Raw genomic sequence first — 19,158 nt, 5'->3', positions numbered from 1 at the left:
TCCAGCTCTGGAAGGAATGGCTGCATCCCCGGCCTGTCCGGGGGCGGCCCGGAGAACAGTCCGGGACCTAACCGACGGCCGGGCTTCGTCGATGGCCAGCGGATGCCCCGTCAGAGCCGACCGCGCACCGCCCCATTCCGTGGGCGCCACCGGCCCCATGGTCAGCGGCATGGGCGCTGCCAGGGCCTGACGGCGGGCGCGCGGCCCAGAAGGTCTTCGAGCAGGCACGTCGGCCACCGGAGGCTCCGCCGCACCAAGGCCCCACAGCGGGCCCAGCCCGTGAAAATGCCCCCGCCCCGCGCCGTGAGCGCAGGTCGGGGGCGTGATCACGAAGGCTACTTCTTCTTGCCCTGGTTCTTCACGGCCTCGATCGCGGCCTTCGCCGCCTCCGGGTCGAGGTACGTGCCGCCCGGGTTCAGGGGGCGGAAGTCGGCGTCCAGTTCGTACGTGAGCGGGATGCCGGTCGGGATGTTCAGGCCCGCGATGTCGGCGTCGGAGATGCCGTCGAGGTGCTTGACCAGGGCGCGCAGGCTGTTGCCGTGGGCGGCGACCAGGACCGTGCGGCCCGTCAGCAGGTCCGGGACGATGGCGTCGTACCAGTACGGCATCATGCGGATGACGACGTCCTTGAGGCACTCCGTGCGCGGGCGCAGCTCCGGCGGGATCGTCGCGTAGCGGGCGTCGTCGCTCTGCGAGAACTCGGTGCCGTCCTCGAGGGCGGGCGGCGGGGTGTCGTACGAGCGGCGCCAGAGCATGAACTGCTCCTCGCCGAATTCGGCGAGCGTCTGGGCCTTGTCCTTGCCCTGGAGGGCGCCGTAGTGGCGCTCGTTCAGGCGCCAGGAGCGGTGCACGGGGATCCAGTGGCGGTCCGCTGCTTCCAGCCCGAGCTGGGCGGTGCGGATCGCGCGCTTCTGGAGGGAGGTGTGTACGACGTCGGGGAGCAGGCCGGCGTCCTTGAGCAGCTCACCGCCGCGGACCGCCTCCTTCTCGCCCTTGTCGGTGAGGTCTACGTCCACCCATCCGGTGAACAGGTTCTTCGCGTTCCATTCGCTCTCGCCGTGGCGGAGGAGGATCAGCTTGTACGGTGCGTCGGCCATGGGTCCGAGCGTAATCGAACCCGCGCTCCCCACGCGCGCGCGGCCGAAGGGCGGACCGGGGGAGAACCGGAGCGTGGGGCCGGGGAGCGACTGTTGACGGGCGGCGTCAATCGAGTGGCAGTCGGGGACTCCGCTTTCGTAATGTTCGGACAGTCGTCGGGCCACTTACACGGGTCGGCGGGTCATCCGTACACGTACGTCCCGGGGGAGTAGCCCTATGTCTGTCGCTGGTCTCAGAAAGGCGGCACACGAGACGGTCGCCGGTCTCCCCAGGGAGTTCTGGTGGCTGTGGACCAGCACGCTGGTCAACCGCCTCGGGGCGTTCGTCGCCACGTTCATGGCGCTCTATCTGACCCTGGACCGCGGCTACTCGGCCTCGTACGCCGGTCTCGTCGCCTCGCTCCACGGGCTCGGCGGGGTCGTGTCGTCCCTGGGGGCCGGGGTGATGACGGACCGGCTCGGGCGCCGCCCGACCATGCTGATCGCCCAGCTCTCGACCGCCGTGTCCGTGGCCGTGCTCGGCTTCATGGTCCATCCGGTGGCGATCGCCGGTGTGGCCTTCGTCGTGGGTATGGCCAGCAACGCGTCCCGGCCGGCCGTGCAGGCGATGATGGCCGACATCGTCCGGCCCGAGGACCGGGTGCGGGCCTTCTCGTTGAACTACTGGGCCATCAACCTGGGGTTCGCCGTCTCGTCGGCCGGGGCGGGGTTCATCGCCGAGTACAGCTATCTGGCCGGGTTCCTGGGTGAGGCGGCTCTGACCCTGCTCTGCGCGGTCGTCGTCTTCCTCAGGGTGCCGGAGTCCCGTCCCGAGGCGGCGCCCCGGGCCGCCGGGACGCGGGCACCGGACGACGTGAGGCTGGGTACGGTCCTGCGCGACGGGCGCTACATGGGCGTCGTCGGGCTGTCGTTCCTGGTCGCGCTGATCTTCCAGCAGGGTTACGTGGGCCTGCCGGTGGCGATGGGCACGGACGGGCTGTCCAGCTCCGACTTCGGTACGGCCATCGCCGTCAACGGCGTGCTGATCGTCGCCCTGCAGATCCCCGTCACCCGGTTCATCCAGCATCGCGACCCGCGTCGGCTGCTGATCCTCTCGTCCCTGATCGCCGGCTACGGATTCGGGCTGACCGCCTTCGCGGGATCGGTCGGGGTGTACGCCCTGACGGTGTGCGTCTGGACCCTGGCCGAGATCGTCAACGCGCCGACGCAGACGGGCATCGTCGTGCAGCTGTCACCTGCCCACGGCCGGGGCCGCTACCAGGGCATGTACACGATGTCGTGGTCGGTGGCGGCGCTCGTCGCCCCGCTGATGTCCGGCTTCGTGATCGACCACTACGGCGCAGCCTGGCTGTGGGGGACGTGCGCGGTCCTCGGGACGGTGGCCGCGTTCGGCTACTGGCTGCTGATGCGGAACCTGGAACTGCCGGAGCCCGTGGTCGCCGCCTCGCCGGTGCCCGAGGACCGGGCGGTCACCGAGCCCGCGGCCTGAGGAACGGGAGCCCGCGGCCTGAGGAGGGAGCCTCGGGTACGCGGTACGCGGTACGCGGAACGCGGCGCCGCCGCCCCGCGACGGACGGGTGTCCGTCGCGGGGCACCGCCGCCGGATTCGGCCGGACTCAGCCGCCGCACTGGCACGGCGCGCCGGACTGGCAGCCGCACCCGCAGCCCGAGCCGCAGCCGCAGGCTCCCAGCAACGGCAGATGCACCACTTCGGTCGGGGTCTCCTGCTGCTGGGGTTCGGTCATGGGGGAATCGGCCATGGTCCCTCCTCAGGGCGTACGACTCGACGGCGTACGGCACATGTATGGCGCACACATGCCGACGGCGGGGGCCGCAGGCATGCCGCGCCGCCCCCGCACCCATTGCATGCCCAGCCAGGACGGCGCATCAACGGCGCACGAGCGCGGGAACAGACGTGCGGCCGCGGGGAGAGCCGCGCCCCCTACGCCCCCTCGACCGGCGTCGCCGCCTGGATCTCGTCGGCGTGCTCACCGGTGACCAGGTAGACGACCCGCTTGGCGACCGAGACGGCGTGGTCGGCGAAGCGCTCGTAGTAGCGGCCGAGCAGGGTGACGTCGACAGCGGTCTCGATGCCGTGCTTCCAGCGGTCGTCCATCAGGTGCTGGAACAGCGTGCGGTGCAGCAGGTCCATCTCGTCGTCGTCCTGCTCCAGCTGGAGCGCCAGGTCGACGTCCTTCGTGATGATCACCTCGGCGGCCTTCGCCATCAGCCGCTGGGCGAGCTGGCCCATCTCCAGGATGGTGGCGTGCAGGTCGTGCGGAACCGCCGACTCGGGGAAGCGCAGCCGCGCCAGCTTGGCGACGTGCTGGGCGAGGTCGCCCGAGCGCTCCAGGTCGGCGCTCATCCGCAGTGAGGTGACCACTATCCGCAGATCGGTGGCGACCGGCTGCTGGCGGGCCAGCAGCGCGATGGCACGGGCCTCCAGGTCGTGCTGGAGGTCGTCGACCTTCTGGTCCGCGGCGATCACGCTCTCGGCGAGCTTGAGATCGGCGTCGAGCATGGACGTCGTGGCCCGGCCGATCGCCGAGCCGACGAGCCTGGCCATCTCGACCAGGTCCTCGCCGATCGAATCGAGTTCCTCGTGATAAGCGTCGCGCATGGAAGTCCCTCTCCAGATCCTGAGGCCGGGGTCTTGGGGCCGACCCCCACGTTGCCACGGTGCGGGGCCAACGCGTCGGGATCCGGCCCCCGAAGTGAACCGTCACTATCCCCTTGGTGAACTCTGGGCGACGAGTGTTCGAGATGGCACCCGGATGGCTGGGAGAGTGTCGGCGCGCCCGCATAACCTTGAGGCATGGACGTGAACGCGGCGGTTGCCGCAGCTGCCGCGATCGCCGGTCTCTGTACCGGTGTGATCGCGATGCTGGCGTTCCGCTGGAGCGAGCGCGAGCAGAAGCGGCCCACGCGTACGTCCCTGCGGCCCGACGGCAACGCCGCGCTGCCCCCGGGGGTGGACACGGTGCTCTCCGTGCTCAGCTCTTCGGCAGTCGTGCTCGACGAGAGCGACAGCGTCGTCAAGGCCAGCTCCGCCGCTTATGCGCTGGGCCTGGTCAGGGGCGGACGTCTGGCGGTCGAGCCGATGCTCCACATGGCCAGGGACACCCGGCGCGACGGTGAGATACGGCAGGTCGAGCTGGACCTGCCGCGCCGTGGCACGGGCAGGGGTGAGGCGCTCGCCGTGTCGGCCCGCGTCGCCCCGCTGGGCTCACGCCTGGTCCTCCTGCTGGTCGAGGACCTCACGGAGGCCCGACGCATAGAAGCGGTGAGGCGTGACTTCGTCGCCAACGTCAGCCATGAGCTGAAGACGCCGGTCGGAGCGCTCTCCCTGCTCTCCGAAGCGGTCATGGACGCCTCCGACGACCCGGAGGCGGTGGAGCGGTTCGCCGGCCGCATGGAGATCGAGGCGACCCGGCTGACCAACCTGGTACAGGAGCTGATCGACCTCTCCCGCGTGCAGAACGACGACCCGCTGGAGGACGCCGAACCCGTACGGGTGGAGGATCTGGTCGACGAGGCGATCGACCGGTGCCGCCAGCAGGCCGGTTCGAAGCAGATCACCATGGCCGCGGGCGGCACCGCGGACCTCTTCGTCTGGGGCAACCGGAGCCAGCTCGCGGCCGCACTCGGCAATCTCGTGGAGAATGCCGTCAACTACAGTCCCGCCCGCACACGCGTCGGTATCGCCGCCCGGAAGCTGGCCGCGCCCGGCGGGGAGCTGATCGAGATAGCCGTGACCGACCAGGGCATCGGCATCTCCGAGAAGGACCGTGAACGCGTCTTCGAGCGGTTCTACCGCGTCGACCCGGCCCGCTCTCGGGCCACCGGTGGCACCGGTCTCGGCCTCGCCATCGTCAAGCATGTGGCCGCCTCGCACGGCGGGGAGGTCACCGTATGGAGCTCGGAGGGACAGGGCTCCACGTTCACCCTGCGGCTGCCCGAGTCGGGCGTCGTACGGGGTCGTACCACCGGCGGACCCCTCGTCGTCAACGGTGCTGTTGACGACGACGGGCCGTACGAGACCGATTCTTTTGAACCATTTCCTGCCCCGGAGGCCCTTCCGTGACCCGAGTGCTTGTCGTCGAGGATGAGGAATCCTTCAGCGACGCCCTGTCCTACATGCTCCGCAAGGAAGGCTTCGAGGTGGCCATCGCGGCCACCGGCCCGGACGGCCTCGACGAGTTCGAGCGCAACGGCGCCGATCTCGTGCTGCTCGACCTGATGCTGCCGGGTCTGCCCGGCACGGAGGTCTGCCGGCAGCTGCGCGTCCGGTCCAACGTCCCGGTGATCATGGTCACCGCCAAGGACAGCGAGATCGACAAGGTCGTGGGCCTGGAAATAGGAGCCGACGACTATGTGACCAAGCCCTTCTCCTCGCGGGAGCTCGTGGCCCGCATCCGCGCGGTCCTGCGCCGCCGTGGCGAGCCGGAGGAGGTCACCCCGGCGGCCCTGGAGGCCGGACCGGTCCGGATGGACGTGGACCGCCACGTCGTCACGGTCTCCGGGGGCAAGGTCGACCTCCCGCTGAAGGAGTTCGACCTCCTCGAGATGCTCCTGCGCAACGCGGGGCGCGTGCTGACGCGTATGCAGCTGATCGACCGGGTCTGGGGTGCGGACTACGTGGGCGACACCAAGACCCTGGACGTCCACGTCAAGCGGCTGCGCGCCAAGATCGAGCCCGACCCGGGTGCGCCGCGCTACCTGGTGACGGTGCGGGGCCTGGGTTACAAGTTCGAGCCGTAAACCGGGGGCTGCGGGCTGCGTGGGGGGTGTCTCCGGCGGAGACACCCCCCACGCGTGCGATCAGTGCTCGGCGGCCGCGTCGTCGGCCGGCGGGACCGTGTCGGCAGCCTCGCCCGAGGAGCTTCCGGACTGCTCGCCCTCCTGCGCCCCCGGCGTCTCGGAGGCACCAGGCGTCTCGGACGCGCCGGGCGTGCCGGACGCGGAGTCCGAGGGGGTGGGCTTCGCCGACGGCAGTGCGCTCGGGCCGAAGTCCTTGAAGAAGCCGGTCGCGGGGACGACGGACGCGCCCAGCGAGATCTCGCCGGTCTCGCTGAACGTGAAGGCGACGTTCTGCACGTTGCCGGCGGACACTGCCTGGCTTCCGTTCTCGATCATGGCCGAGGCGTTGTTCTTCCCGCCGATGATGAGCCGTCCGCCGGCCGGGACCACGAGCGGCCCCTTGCCCTTGGCGGGCTTCAGCTCCACCGTCGCGTCGGTGCCCGGCAGGGCGATCGTCTCCACGACCTCGCGCTTCGGGCCGTCGTTGAAGAGGGTGGCGGCGACGGCCGCGGGGCCCTCGGCGTCCGGCTCGGGCTGGGTGATGATGTTCAGGTTCTGGATCTTGATGGAGTCGACAGCGGTGGCTGCGTTGTCCGGCCTGACCTGAAGCGTCTGTGCGTTGTTGCCGGCACCGCACGCGGACAGGGCGGCGATCGAGAACACGAGGGCAGTGGCGGCGAAGGCGCCGTGTCGAAGGCTGCGGCTCACGGCGGCGGCAACTCCTTGAACGTTCGGACTGCGGACTTCGGACTCTGCGGACAGGAAGGCCCGAGCGGCCGTAAAGCCGCCCTAAGTGTGTGTCAGCGGGCTCAGGTTACCGAGCCGCCGTCCTGGGCCCGCACCCGACCCGCCCCTGAGGACGCCCGAGCTGCGGACCGGGGCCGTCGGCCGGTGTCCGGCATCCCCCGGTCGCGTCCCGGCCGTCTCCCCGGGCACGATGATTCGCGCGGTGTTCACAAAACGCGGGTGACCGGCGCGTTGATGTGCCGATGATCGATTTCCGGCGGTGGCGCATTTCCCGCGCATAATCCACCCGGTCCCACGTCGTTGATCAATTTCAATGACCACGGACGCTAAGAGCCGTACGGGTGATCGAGGGCCGAACGGAGTAGAGAAAGTTCACCTTCCGGAATCCGGCAAAACGGGACGTTCGGCACCTTCTTGAGGGCTTCCGGCACCTGTGACGCGTGTGTTTCGGCTCGGTCGTACGCCCGCTCCGACCTGCGAATATCACCTTCCGGAAGGCTTCCGCAGCACGTTCCTGTCTCAGTTGTCAAGCCCCGAGATATGCCCTGACCTGCGAAAACGCCATTCAGGAGAAGCCGTTCTCGTGTTACTCTGGATAGCCACGGAAGGGGTACCTGTCACATGACGTTCAAGGTTGGCGACACCGTGGTCTATCCCCATCACGGGGCCGCGCTGATCGAGGCTATCGAAACTCGCCAGATCAAAGGCGTGGACAAGACCTACTTGGTGCTCAAGGTCGCCCAGGGCGACTTGACGGTTCGTGTACCGGCGGACAATGCGGAGTTCGTCGGTGTGCGTGACGTGGTCGGTCAGGAGGGTCTGGACCGGGTCTTCGAGGTGCTGCGCGCGCCGTACGCCGAAGAGCCGACGAACTGGTCCCGGCGCTACAAGGCAAATCTCGAGAAGCTCGCCTCAGGCGATGTCATCAAGGTCGCCGAAGTGGTGCGTGACCTGTGGCGTCGCGAGCGCGAGCGTGGACTCTCCGCAGGTGAGAAGCGCATGCTCGCCAAGGCCCGCCAGATCCTGGTGAGCGAGCTCGCTCTCGCGGAGAACACGAACGAGGACAAGGCCGAGGCCCTGCTCGACGAGGTTCTCGCGTCCTGAACGGGACGACACCGGTGACCAAGGTGACCGGACACCGGTAGCCGGACCTCGCCGGCGACCGGATGACGCCGACCAGCCGGACCCGGTGTCGACAAGATATGCAGCGGTGCCCGCTGACCAGCCGTTTCACGGCAGTCGTCGGGCGCTGCTGCATGTCCGGGCGCTGCGGTGTGCCCGGTCCGAGCGTCATGCCCCCGGTGGTGTGTCCCGGACCCGAGAAGAAGATCCGTCCAAGAAGATCCGCGAGGATCCGTCCGGAAGGCCGCCGACGCACCCGGTGCCGTCCCTCGGCAGCCTCCACCGGGCCCCGCTGCCGCTCGGCCGACCGGGGGTCACGGAAGGGGTCCCGGTCAGGTCGAGGCGTCGCGCCCGGCTCGTCCCCCGGCCTACGGTCGGGGCACGCCCAGGCCATACCCATGTGGGCCGTGGAAACAAACCTGCCGAAGCTTCGGAGTGCAACCGATGTCACCGATGTCACCGATGCCCGCTGAACCGAGCCCTTCCCGCACCGCGGCCGTGATCCCCGCGGCGGGCCGCGGGGTCCGGCTCGGCCCCGGCGCCCCGAAGGCGCTGCGCGCGCTCGGCGGCACCCCCATGCTGATCCACGCCGTACGGGCCATGGCCGCTTCCCGGGCCGTCAGCCTCGTCGTCGTGGTCGCGCCCCCGGACGGGGCGCCCGAGGTCAAGAACCTCATCGACGGGCACGCGCTGCCCGAGCGCACCGACTACGTCGTCGTCCCCGGCGGTGCGACACGCCAGGAGTCGGTGAAGCTCGGCCTCGACGCCCTGCCGGACGACGTCTCCGTCGTCCTCGTCCATGACGCGGCCCGGCCCCTCGTGCCGGTCGACACCGTGGACGCCGTCATCGAGGCCGTACGGGACGGGGCTCCGGCCGTCGTTCCCGCGCTCCCCCTCGCCGACACCGTCAAGGAGGTCGAGCCGGGGGAGCCGGGTGTGCCGGAGCCGGTCCTCTCGACCCCCGTACGGGCGCGGCTGCGGGCCGTGCAGACGCCCCAGGGCTTCGACCGGTCCACGCTCGCCGAGGCCCACAGGCGCGTTGCCGTCGACGGCGAGGGTGCGACCGACGACGCGGGCATGGTCGAGCGGCTGGGCTCGCCGGTCGTCGTCGTGCCCGGACACGAGGAAGCGTTCAAGGTGACCCGCCCCCTGGACCTGGTCCTGGCGGAGGCCGTACTCGCACGCCGGAGGGCGAACGATGGATTCTGAGACAGCGATGCCGCAACCGGCCCCCCTGATCCCGCGCGTCGGTATCGGGACCGATATCCACGCCTTCGAGGAGGGTCGCGACCTCTGGTGCGCGGGCCTGCTGTGGGAGGGCGAGGGCCCCGGTCTCGCCGGCCACTCCGACGCCGACGTGGTGGCGCACGCCGCCTGCAACGCCCTGTTCTCGGCCGCCGGACTCGGTGACCTGGGGCAGCACTTCGGTACCGGGCGCCCCGAGTGGTCGGGCGCCTCCGGTGTCACCCTGCTCACCGAGGCCGCCCGGATCGTCCGCGCCGAGGGCTTCGCCATCGGCAACGTCGCCGTGCAGGTCGTCGGCCTCCGGCCGAAGATCGGCAAGCGGCGCGACGAGGCCCAGAAGGTGCTCTCCGACGCGGTCGGCGCCCCTGTCTCGCTCTCGGCCGCCACCTCCGACGGCCTCGGCTTCACCGGCCGCGGTGAGGGCATCGCGGGCATCGCCACCGCCCTGGTCTACCGCGCCGCCGGCTGAGCCCCGACCCCGCCCGCCTTATTGCACATCGCTTGCACGTACGCTGGTACGGCAAGTGATGTGCCGTACGGCCGAGAGCGAGGGTGAGCGTCAGTGGTGAGCGCGACCGCCGGGGCGACAGTGACGCCGGAAGCACCGGCCGGAGCGGACGGATACGTCCTGCGGACCGCCACCGCCCAGGACATCGGCGGCGCGCGCGCCGTCATGCTGGACACCGTCTACCACGACCTGCGCTCGGGCTACGTACCCCGCTGGCACGCCGACATCATCGACCTCGAAGGCGCCTATCTGCGCCCCGGGCGCTGCACCCTGATGGTCGTCGTGCGCGGTGACGAGGTGGTGGCGACGGGAGCGGTACGCGACCGGGGGCCGCAGGCACCGCCCAATCCGCAGTGGGTCGCGGACCGCTTCCCCTCCGGGTCGACCGCGCAGCTGTGCCGGATCTACGTACGCCCCGACCACCGCAGGCACGGACTCGCCCGCAGGCTGGTGCGGGAGCTCGGGGACTTCGCCGCCCGGGCGGGTGGCTACACCTCGCTCTATCTGCACACCGACCCGGCCGTGCCGGGCGCCGAGCCGTTCTGGCGGTCGCTCGCCCTTGAGGTCTGCGACGAGCGCGCGCTGCCGGGCGGCGGACAGGGCATCATCCACTTCGAGCTGCCGATGCCCGCACCCCTGGGGCCTGCCGGGACGGTCCGGATGGCCACCCCGAATATCAGATGACAATCGTTTTCACATAGGGTCTCCGTCATGCCAACGTCCCGAAGCCGCCGCTTCCCGCTGCCGGCCATAGCCGCCACAGCCGCCCTGCTGCTCCCGCTCGCCGCCTGTTCCTCGTCGAACGGCTCCGGAGCGTCCGGTGACGCACAGCGGCTCCGGGTCGTCATGGCCTTCCCGCCCGCCCAGGCCATGTCCCCGTACGGCGACGACGCGGTCACCCTCAGCCGGCTCGCCGTCATCGAGGGCCTCACCACCCTGGACAGGAACGGCGCCGCGAAACCCGCCCTCGCCACGTCCTGGAAGCAGGACAACCCCACCACCTGGACGTTCACCCTCCGCGACGCCGTCTTCCAGGACGGCGCGAAGGTCGACGCCGACGCGGTCGCCCGGTCCCTCACCGCCGCGACCAAGGCTTCCCCGCTGCCCCGTGTCCTCTCCGACACCACCCTGAAGGCCACCGCCGCAGGCAAGGACACCGTACGGATCGTCACCGAAGAGGCCGACCCCCTGCTTCCGCAGCGGCTCGCCAACCCGTCCCTGACGATCCTGTCCGCCGGCGCCTACGAGAACGGCAAGGTGAACCCCGCCGGGCACGCCACCGGCCCGTTCACGCTCACCGACGTCAAGGGCGCCGTCGCCGCCACACTCGAACGCAACGCCGACTACTGGGGCGACAAGGCCGAGGCCCCGGGAGTCGACGTCACCTTCGCCGCGGACGGCACCGCCCGCGCCAACGCACTGCGCACCAAGACCGTCGACGTGGCCGAGTACGTACCGATCGCGCAGGCCTCCCTGCTCGGCGACGCGTACGTCCACGAATTCCCCTCGGCCCGGACCAACGGCCTCTCGCTCAACACCGAGCGCGGTGTCTTCGCCGACCCGGCCATGCGCGCCGCCGCCCGCGAGGCCATCGACTCCAAGGCCCTGGTCGACGGGGTGTACGAAGGCCGCGCCGACACCGCGCAGGGTCTCCTCGGCCCCGGCATCCCCTGGGCCGCCGAGAAGCGCACCCCGCCCACCGGCCGCCCCCGGGCGGCGACCCGCACCGAGGTGGCGGCGACGAAGGAGATCACCCTCGCCACCTACACCAACCGGCCCGAGCTCCCCGAGGTCGCCACGCTCGTCCAGCAGCAGCTGGAGAAGCGCGGGTTCACCGTCAAGCAGGTCGTCCGCGACTACGCGCAGATGGAGGCCGATGCGCTCGCCGGGAAGTACGACGCCTTCATCCAGGCCCGCAACACCCTCCTGGACACCGCCGACCCCGTCTCCTACCTGGCCTCCGACTTCACCTGCGACGGCAGCTTCAACATCTCCCAGCTCTGCGACGAGCGGGTCGACACCGCGGTCGGCAAGGCCGCCTCACTGACCGGCACCGACGCCCGGCACACCGCCGAGATGACCGCCGAGGCCGCCGTCCTGGGCGCCGACGCCCTCGTACCGCTCGTCCACGAACGCTTCGTCCAGGGCTACGACGACGCCCGCGTCGAAGGCGTCGCCCTCGACCCCATGGAACGCACCCTCATCACCGCCGACACCCACGTCGGGTGACCGCGTGAAGTACCTGGCAGGACGGCTGGGCGCACTCCTGGCCGTCCTCGCCGTCATCGGACTGCTGCCCAGGCTGACCCGCACCGATCCGGCGCTGACCATCCTGCACGCCCGCTACGCAGACCGTCCGCCCACACCGGCCGTGCTCGACGCCATCCGCGCCGAGACCGGCCTCGACGGCGGCCCCCTGCACGTACTCGGCGACTGGGCGTCCGGAGTGCTCCGCGGCGACCTGGGGGAGTCCTGGGTCTCCGGACAGCCGGTCGGCCCCGACGTGACCTCCGCGCTCGGCGTCTCCCTCACCCTCATGGGCGCCTCGCTCGCCGTCGCCGTACTCCTGGCACTCGCGCTCGTCGCCGGAACGCTCCGTCGGGGCGCCCGCCGCCGGCTCGTCACCACCCGGGCGGGCGTCGGCGCGGCCGTGCTCGCCGCCCTGCCGGAGTTCCTCCTCGCCGCCGTCCTGGCCACCGTCCTCGCCGTACAACTGGGCTGGTTCCCCGCCCTCGGCTGGGGCGGGACCGAACAGCTCGTCCTGCCCGCCCTCGCCATGGGCGTCCCCGCCGGCGCGCTCCTCGGACGGCTGCTCGACGACGCGCTGCCCGCCGCGTTCGCCGAACCCTGGGCACGCGCCGCCACCGCCCACGGGATGCCCGCCCGCCGGATCGCCGCCCACGCCCTGCGCCGCACCCTGCCCTCACTGCTGCCCCAACTCGGCCTCGTCGTCGTCGGACTCACCGGCGGAGCGGTCACCGTCGAGACGCTCTACGCCATCCCCGGCCTCGGCGGCACGGCCCTGGCCGCCGCCCTGGCCCAGGACCTGCCCGTCCTCCAGGCCTGCGTACTGCTCCTGCTCCTCCTGGGCGTCGCGGCCGGGCTCACCGCCAGACTCGGCTCCAGGGCCCTGCTCGGCCCCGCACGGGCCGACAGCGCCCTCCCCCCGCTCGTCGCACCGCCCCTCCCCACGCGCCGCACCGTGGCCGCCGGGGCGGCGGTCCTGGGAGCCCTCCTCGTCACCGTCGTCCTCACCGGCCTCCTGCGCGACCCCCTCCACGCCGAGACCGCCGCCCGCCTCGCGTCCCCCTCGGCCGCGCACCCGCTGGGCACCGACTCCCTGGGCCGCGACGTCCTCGCCCGCCTCGGCCACGGGGCGGCCCGGACCGTGCTCACCGCGATCGCCGTCGGCGCCGTCACGCTCCTCCTCGGACTGCTCGCCGGGGCCGCCCGCGCCGGAGCCCTCACCGAGACCGCCAACGCCCTGCCCGCCGTCCTGGCCGGCCTCGTCGTCGCGGGGATCGCGGGCCCCGGCCCCTGGGGCGCGGCCGCCGCCGTCGCCGCCGTCGCCTGGGCGCCGCTCGCCGCACACACCTCCGCGCTGTACGCCCAGGAGCGCGCCGCCCCGCACCTCGCCGTCGCCCGCGCCCTCGGCGCCGGACCCTGGCACCGGCTGCGCCGCCACATCCTGCCCGGCGTCCTGCCGCCCGTCGCACGCCACGCCGTCCTGCGGATCCCCGCCATCGCCCTGGCCCTCGCCTCCCTCGGCTTCCTGGGCCTCGGCACCCCGGCCCCCGCACCGGAGTGGGGCCGCATGCTCTCCGAGAACATGCCCTACGCCGAACGCGCCCCCTGGGCCGTACTCGCCCCCGCCGCCGCCCTCGCCGCCCTCGGCGCACTCGCGGTGCTGACCTCGGCGGCCGTACGCGGCAGGCGGCACCGATGACGGCCCCCACGACGCGCACCCGTGCCGTACGCGGCAGGCGGCACCGATGACCACCTCCAAGGCCCGGATCCGGACCGGCACCGCCCGCGGGCTCACGCCCTACCTCCGGCTCCTGACCGCCACCCAGTTCGCCTTCAACACCGGCTTCTACGCCGTCCTGCCCTACCTCGCCGCCCACCTCGGCGACGGACTCGGCATGGCCGGGTGGCTCGTCGGCCTCGTGCTCGGCCTGCGCACCTTCAGCCAACAGGGCCTCTTCGTCGTCGGAGGTGCCCTCACCGACCGCTACGGCCCCCGGCCCGTCGTCCTCGCCGGCTGCGTCCTGCGCATCGCCGGATTCTGCTGGCTCGCCCAGGCCGGCACCACCGCCACCGTCATCGGCGCCGTCCTCCTCATCGGCTTCGCCGCCGCCCTCTTCTCACCCGCCGTCGAATCCGAGACCGCACGGGCCGCCGTCGCCCACGAGGCCAGCACCGGGACGCCACGCGCCCAGGTGCTGGCCGTCTTCTCCGCCGCCGGCCAGGCCGGCGCATTCCTCGGCCCCCTCCTCGGCAGCCTGCTGCTGCTCCTGGGCGGAGACTTCCGTACGGCATGCCTGGCCGGGGCCGTCGTCTTCGTCGGCGTACTCGCCGGACACGCCCGCCTCATGCCCCGTCGGCCCCGCAGCGTCCGCACCGACCGGACGGACACCGCACCCCTCCGCACGGTCTTCGCCAACCGCCCCTTCCTCGTGCTCTGCCTCGCCTACAGCACCTATCTCGTCTCCTACAACCAGCTCTACCTCGCCCTGCCCGTGGAGGTGGAGCGGGCCACCGGCTCCCAGAGCGCGCTCGGCGCACTCTTCGCGCTCTCCTCCCTGCTCGTCGTCGCCGCCCAGCTGCCCCTGACCCGCTGGTCCGCCCGCCGCGTCGCGCCGCGCACCGCGCTCGTCGCCGGGCTCGCGGTCGTCGCCGCCGGATTCGCCGCCCTGCCCCTCGCGCCGGACGGGCCCGCGGGGCTCCTCCCCGGGGCCGTCCTCGTCGTCCTGCTCACGCTCGGCCAGATGCTGCTGGTCCCCGCCGCCCGGGGCCTCGTACCCGACCTGGTCGACGACCGGCGGCTCGGGCTCGCCACCGGCGCCCTGTCCTCCGTGTCGGGCCTCGCCGTCCTCGTGGGCAGCGCCGCCACCGGAACGCTTCTCGACGCCCCCGGACCCGTCCTCTGGACGGTGCTCGCCGCCGTCCCCCTCGCCGGCGCCGCGCTCTCCCTGACCCTGCCCACCGGGCGGCGCACGCCGGAGCCCGTCACCACCGTCACCGATTAGTTGTGACACGTTTTCCACAGGGGGCGCTGGGCACGGGTGCGGGCCCACTACCCTTGAGGGGTGACTATTCGCCTGCATGACACCAACGCCCGGCAGATTCGTGACTTCGTCCCGCTCACAGCGGGCTGTGTCTCGATCTACCTCTGTGGCGCGACTGTCCAGGCCGCCCCGCACATCGGGCACATCAGGTCCGGACTGAACTTCGACATCATGCGCCGCTGGTTCGAATACCGCGGATACGACGTGACGTTCATCCGGAATGTCACCGACATCGACGACAAGATCATCAAGAAGTCCGCCGAGCAGGGCCGCCCCTGGTGGTCCATCGGCTACGAGAACGAGCGCGCGTTCAACGCCGGTTACGACGCCCTGGGCTGCCTCCCGCCCACGTACGAGCCGCGCGCCACCGGCCACATCACCGAGATGGTCGAGATGATGCGCGGCCTCATCGAGCGCGGCCACGCCTACGAGGCCGACGGCAACGTCTACTTCGACGTCCGCTCGTACGAGGGATACCTCGAGCTCTCCAACCAGGACCTCGACGACCTGCGGCAGCCCTCCGGCGACAACGAGACCGGCAAGCGGGACAAGCGCGACTTCGCCATGTGGAAGGCCGCCAAGCCCGGCGAGCCCAGCTGGGAGACGCCCTGGGGCCGCGGCCGGCCCGGGTGGCACCTGGAGTGCTCCGCCATGGCGCACAAATACCTCGGCACCGCCTTCGACATCCACGGCGGCGGCATCGACCTGATCTTCCCGCACCACGAGAACGAGATCGCCCAGGCCAAGGCCTTCGGCGACGAGTTCGCGAAGTACTGGGTGCACAACGGCTGGGTCACCCTGGCCGGCGAGAAGATGTCGAAGTCCCTCGGCAACTCCGTGCTGGTCAGCGAGATGGTCAAGCAGTGGCGTCCCATCGTCCTGCGCTACTACCTCGGAACCCCGCACTACCGCTCCATGATCGAGTACAGCGAGGAGTCGCTGCGCGACGCCGAGTCCGCGTTCGCGCGGATCGAGGGCTTCGTCCAGCGCGTGGTCGAGAAGGCCGGCCCCGTCGAGGCCGCCCCCGAGGTGCCGCCCGCCTTCGCCGAGGCCATGGACGACGACCTCGGAGTCCCGCAGGCACTCGCGATCGTCCACACCACCGTCCGGCAGGGCAATTCCGCCCTCGCCGCCGACGACAAGGAAGCCGCCGTCGCCCGCCTCGCAGAGGTCCGTGCGATGCTCGGCGTCCTCGGGCTCGATCCCCTCGACCCCCACTGGGCCGGCGAGAGCGACCGCGGCGAGGACCTCCACGGCGTCGTCGACACGCTCGTACGCCTCGTCCTCGACCAGCGCCAGTCCGCGCGCGAACGCAAGGACTGGCCCGCCGCCGACGCCATCCGCGACCAGCTCAACCAGTCCGGCCTCGTCATCGAGGACAGCCCCAGCGGACCCCGGTGGACACTCGGACCGCGCTGAGCGGACAGCGCACCATGCGTGAGCAGCGCAAATGTGCCGCCCGGCCGTCCGGGCGGCACACTTTCACTTGAAGACGTCTTTCTGAAGCAACGAAACAGGTAGGTCATGGCCGGGAACAGCCAGCGCAGGAACCGCCGCACGTCCAACAAGAAGGGCATGCAGGTCGGCAGCGGTGGGCAGCGTCGCCGTGGCCTCGAAGGCCGGGGACCGACGCCGCCCGCCGAGGAACGCAAGAAGCACAAGAAGAACCGCATCGCCACCGCCAAGGCCAAGCAGGCCGCCAACCGCCGCCCCGCCCCCCGGCGCGGCGGCGTCAAGGGCACCTCGGAGATGGTCGTCGGCCGCAACCCCGTCTTCGAGGCCCTCCGCGACGGCGTGCCCGCCACCACCCTCTACGTCCAGCAGTACATCGACAACGACGAGCGGGTCCGCGAGGCACTCCAGCTCGCCGGTGAGCGCGGCAACATCCACCTCATGGAGGCCCCGCGCCCCGAGCTCGACCGGATGACGAACGGCCTGAACCACCAGGGCCTCGTCCTCCAGGTCCCGCCCTACGAGTACGCGGACCCGCAGGACCTCACCGCCGCCGCCTACGACAACGGCGAGGACCCCCTCATCGTCGCCCTCGACGGTGTCACCGACCCCCGCAACCTCGGCGCCATCGTCCGCTCCGTCTCCGCCTTCGGCGGCCACGGCGTCGTCGTGCCCGAACGCCGCGCCGCCGGCATGACCGCCGGAGCCTGGAAGTCCTCCGCCGGCACCGCCGCCCGCACGCCCGTCTCCCGGGTCACCAACCTGACCCGCGCGCTCGAGGCGTACAAGAAGGAAGGCATCGCGATCGTCGGCCTCGCCGCCGACGGCGAGCACACCGTCGAGGACCTCGAAGCCCTCGGCGGCCCCGTCGTCGTCGTCATCGGCAGCGAGGGCAAGGGCCTCGGCCGCCTCGTCGGCGAGACCTGCGACTACCGGGTCCGCATCTCCATGCCGGGCGGCGCGGAATCCCTCAACGCCGGTGTCGCCGCCGGCATCGTGATGTACGAGGTCGCACGCCGCCGGGCGTGACCCCCGCCGTACGGGACCGGGCCCCGCGGCCGGCGGACGCCGCGCGGGGCGCCCCCGGCCGGACCGGGTACGCCCGCTGGTGGACCCACGCCACCGCCCCGGGACCTGCCGGAATACGCGGACACACGTACCGGTGAGGACTGTTGACGGGTCTCGGACACTTCGGACGCGTCAAGGCAGTGTCCTAATCACACATCACTCGGTTAGATGAGTGTGGACACCAGAACGCCTCGGTTCGACGACCAACCCGCCCTGAGCATGACGAAGGTGGACAGCGACCCCGCGCAGGTCATCGTCAGCCACGCCAGCTTCCGGGTGCAGCTCGCCCCGGGCCAGCGCACCCGTCTGCGCCCCGTGGGCCCCGCCGGACCGGCCAGGATCCCCGCCATGAGCGGCGCGGGCGGCCGCAGGCGGGCCCCCGTCGTCTGGAGCGGCAGGTCCGAACCGGGCGACCCCGGAGCGACCGGACTCCTGCAGGCCGTACGGAACTCCACCGCCGGCCACCTCGACTCCCGCACCGGCGGCGACTTCGGTGCGGGCCACGACGACGCGGGCGGCGGCACGCAGGTCATCCCGCGCCTCGACGAGACCCAGCCCAACCCCGTACTCCGGCCCGGCGGACGCACCGGCCCGCTGCTGCCACCCATGCGGCAGGCCGTCGGAGCGTACGACACCGTCGACACCCCGGCCCGCGACACGTACGACATCACCTACGAACCCGACACCGAGGACCAGGACAGCACCTCGGCCGGGGAACGACGCCCCGCCGGCGACACCGTCCGGCACGCCTACTACCCCGGCCGCCGGATGAACCTCGGCGTCGTGCTCCTCCCGCTGCGCGTCATCCTCGGCTTCCTCGCCATCTACGCCGGCATGGGCAAACTCTGCGACCCCGCCTACTTCGACGGCGGCGACCGCGGCTCCATGGTCAAGTGGCTCACCTCGCTGCACCCCTGGACCGCCGCCGAACCCCTGCGCGACTTCGCACTCGGCCACCCCGTCGCCGCCGGCCTCTCCGTCGCCTTCCTCCAGGTCGTCGTCGGAGTCCTCACCGTCCTCGGGCTCTGGCAGCGCGTCGCGGCGGCCTTCGGCGCCCTGCTCTCCGCCGCCATCCTCGTGACGGTCAGCTGGCGCACCGCCGCCGCCTACGACACCCCCGACATCATCCTGCTGGCCGCCTGGAGCCCCCTCGTCATCGCCGGCGCCCCCGTCTACTCCCTCGACGGACGCCTCGCCGGGGAGGCCTGGCGCACCCTCGGCCCGCGCTCCGGCATCTGGGACCTCCGCCGCCGCGTACTGCGCCGCGGCAGCGCCGTCGCCACCGTGGTCGTCGGCCTGACCCTGCTGGTCGGCTCCATGCTCGGTGGAGCGGTCCGCTCCACCGAGGTCGTCACCGTGCCGGGCCCCGACAGCTACCCGACCAACCAGCTGCCCGGCTCCCCGCTCCCCGAGAAGTTCAAGGACAGGAAGGGCAAGCCCTCCAGGACCCCGGACAACCGCACCCCGGAGACCTCCCCCTCCAGCGCCCCCGGCACCCCCTCGGCCGACGAGTCCACCCCGGGCGCCGACACCGGACGTGACTCCAGCCCGACGGCCGGAGCGAGCACCGGTGGTCAGCCCAGCCAGACCCAGGGCACCGGCCAGGCGCCTCCGCAGGAGCCGGCCCCCCAGCAGCCGCCCACCGGCGACGCGGGCCCCAGCTCATCGGGATCCGACAGCTCGGGCGGCACCACGGGCGGCTCGGACGACGGCGGTACCACCGGCGGATCCGACGGCGGCTCGTCCGGCGGCGCCGGTCAGAACCCCATCGGCGGGCTGCTCGGCTGACACCGGCACCACACACCACGAGGACGGTCACCGAAACCCGGTG

Annotated in this window: 17 protein-coding genes; 13 read left to right on the top strand and 4 right to left on the bottom strand. The window is 71.9% G+C overall.

The window, feature by feature from the left end:
* Positions 1–335: 335 nt before the first annotated feature.
* Positions 336–1,097 (bottom strand): phosphoglyceromutase, encoded by a 762-nt coding sequence (locus AB0P41_RS15730; protein WP_356707992.1) that lies wholly within the window; start codon positions 1,095–1,097, stop codon positions 336–338.
* A gap of 217 nt (positions 1,098–1,314) precedes the next feature.
* Between AB0P41_RS15730 and AB0P41_RS15725 the strand changes: the two genes are divergently transcribed.
* Positions 1,315–2,586, top strand: a complete 1,272-nt coding sequence (locus tag AB0P41_RS15725) for an MFS transporter (protein ID WP_365932420.1) — start codon at positions 1,315–1,317, stop codon at positions 2,584–2,586.
* A gap of 127 nt (positions 2,587–2,713) precedes the next feature.
* Here AB0P41_RS15725 and AB0P41_RS15720 read toward each other — a convergent pair whose 3' ends face one another.
* Entirely contained in the window at positions 2,714–2,857 is a 144-nt protein-coding gene (locus AB0P41_RS15720) for a hypothetical protein (RefSeq protein WP_356707990.1), read from the bottom strand.
* A 182-nt stretch (positions 2,858–3,039) separates the two neighbouring features.
* Positions 3,040–3,717 carry a phosphate signaling complex protein PhoU gene (phoU, locus tag AB0P41_RS15715; RefSeq protein WP_099174137.1) on the bottom strand — a complete coding sequence of 226 codons (678 nt, stop codon included), beginning with the start codon at positions 3,715–3,717 and terminating at the stop codon, positions 3,040–3,042.
* Between the two features lie 195 nt (positions 3,718–3,912).
* Between phoU and AB0P41_RS15710 the strand changes: the two genes are divergently transcribed.
* Complete coding sequence (locus AB0P41_RS15710) at positions 3,913–5,181, top strand: ATP-binding protein (protein ID WP_365932417.1); 1,269 nt, start codon at positions 3,913–3,915, stop codon at positions 5,179–5,181.
* A complete protein-coding gene (locus AB0P41_RS15705) occupies positions 5,178–5,858 on the top strand; it encodes a response regulator transcription factor (protein ID WP_014047499.1) in 681 nt (226 codons plus the stop codon). The genes AB0P41_RS15710 and AB0P41_RS15705 overlap by 4 nt, the downstream gene beginning before the upstream one ends.
* A 60-nt stretch (positions 5,859–5,918) precedes the next feature.
* Here the strand turns inward: AB0P41_RS15705 and AB0P41_RS15700 are convergent, their stop codons facing one another.
* Complete coding sequence (locus tag AB0P41_RS15700) at positions 5,919–6,605, bottom strand: DUF461 domain-containing protein (RefSeq protein WP_356707988.1); 687 nt, start codon at positions 6,603–6,605, stop codon at positions 5,919–5,921.
* A gap of 660 nt (positions 6,606–7,265) precedes the next feature.
* Here AB0P41_RS15700 and AB0P41_RS15695 point away from each other — a divergent pair.
* From AB0P41_RS15695 to AB0P41_RS15650, 10 genes are all read left to right on the top strand, one after another.
* Positions 7,266–7,748 (top strand): CarD family transcriptional regulator, encoded by a 483-nt coding sequence (locus AB0P41_RS15695; RefSeq protein ID WP_006380568.1) that lies wholly within the window; start codon positions 7,266–7,268, stop codon positions 7,746–7,748.
* A 480-nt stretch (positions 7,749–8,228) separates the two neighbouring features.
* Positions 8,229–8,975 carry a 2-C-methyl-D-erythritol 4-phosphate cytidylyltransferase gene (gene ispD / locus AB0P41_RS15690; protein ID WP_365932415.1) on the top strand — a complete coding sequence of 249 codons (747 nt, stop codon included), beginning with the start codon at positions 8,229–8,231 and terminating at the stop codon, positions 8,973–8,975.
* Positions 8,965–9,480, top strand: coding sequence for a 2-C-methyl-D-erythritol 2,4-cyclodiphosphate synthase (gene ispF / locus AB0P41_RS15685; RefSeq protein ID WP_356707986.1), 516 nt, complete (start codon positions 8,965–8,967; stop codon positions 9,478–9,480). Before ispD ends, ispF begins: the two co-directional genes overlap by 11 nt.
* Positions 9,481–9,573: 93 nt before the next feature.
* The gene (locus AB0P41_RS15680; protein ID WP_365932413.1) at positions 9,574–10,203 is read left to right on the top strand and encodes a GNAT family N-acetyltransferase; all 630 of its coding nucleotides are present in this window, start codon (positions 9,574–9,576) and stop codon (positions 10,201–10,203) included.
* Between the two features lie 27 nt (positions 10,204–10,230).
* Entirely contained in the window at positions 10,231–11,748 is a 1,518-nt protein-coding gene (locus AB0P41_RS15675; protein WP_365932411.1) for an ABC transporter substrate-binding protein, read from the top strand.
* 4 nt (positions 11,749–11,752) lie between these two features.
* Positions 11,753–13,465 carry an ABC transporter permease subunit gene (locus AB0P41_RS15670; protein WP_365932409.1) on the top strand — a complete coding sequence of 571 codons (1,713 nt, stop codon included), beginning with the start codon at positions 11,753–11,755 and terminating at the stop codon, positions 13,463–13,465.
* Positions 13,466–13,511: 46 nt separating this feature from the next.
* Positions 13,512–14,768 (top strand): MFS transporter, encoded by a 1,257-nt coding sequence (locus tag AB0P41_RS15665; protein ID WP_365932407.1) that lies wholly within the window; start codon positions 13,512–13,514, stop codon positions 14,766–14,768.
* Positions 14,769–14,828: 60 nt separating this feature from the next.
* Entirely contained in the window at positions 14,829–16,226 is a 1,398-nt protein-coding gene (gene cysS, locus AB0P41_RS15660) for a cysteine--tRNA ligase (protein WP_356707981.1), read from the top strand.
* 105 nt (positions 16,227–16,331) lie between these two features.
* Positions 16,332–17,288, top strand: a complete 957-nt coding sequence (gene rlmB / locus AB0P41_RS15655) for a 23S rRNA (guanosine(2251)-2'-O)-methyltransferase RlmB (RefSeq protein WP_356707980.1) — start codon at positions 16,332–16,334, stop codon at positions 17,286–17,288.
* A 207-nt stretch (positions 17,289–17,495) separates the two neighbouring features.
* The gene (locus tag AB0P41_RS15650; RefSeq protein WP_365932405.1) at positions 17,496–19,115 is read left to right on the top strand and encodes a DoxX family membrane protein; all 1,620 of its coding nucleotides are present in this window, start codon (positions 17,496–17,498) and stop codon (positions 19,113–19,115) included.
* Positions 19,116–19,158 lie beyond the last annotated feature (43 nt).

The sequence above is a fragment of the Streptomyces sp. NPDC079167 genome (assembly GCF_040686735.1).
GTDB lineage: Bacteria > Actinomycetota > Actinomycetes > Streptomycetales > Streptomycetaceae > Streptomyces.
This window is presented reverse-complemented; position numbering and strand designations above follow the sequence as displayed.